At 57.9% G+C, this 242-nt stretch carries 1 protein-coding gene; it reads right to left on the bottom strand.

Translation table 11 applies throughout. From position 1 onward, the window contains the following. Window positions 1–242: immunoglobulin-like domain-containing protein (locus FQ664_RS26790; RefSeq protein WP_144175991.1), on the bottom strand; the 242-nt coding region annotated here is incomplete at both ends.

Below are 242 nucleotides of genomic sequence, written 5' to 3'. Positions count from 1 at the left end.
GGTTTCACCGGCCTTGATGGTGACCTGGGCGTTGTTGCTCAGGGTCACGACCAGGTCGTGGGCCAGCGGCTGGTTGACGTGCACAGTGAAGGTCGGTTTGACGTTCTCGGCTACCGAAGTCTGGTCAGCAGTAATAGTGACTTTGACGATGTCGCCTTCGTTGCCTGGGGTGCCAGGCTCGTCGGTCACCTCGGTGCTGACTGGAGTCTTGTCCAGGTTCAGGTTTTCGAACTTCCATGCAT

Source organism: Pseudomonas persica (assembly GCF_900291015.1).
Classification (GTDB): domain Bacteria; phylum Pseudomonadota; class Gammaproteobacteria; order Pseudomonadales; family Pseudomonadaceae; genus Aquipseudomonas.
This window is presented reverse-complemented; position numbering and strand designations above follow the sequence as displayed.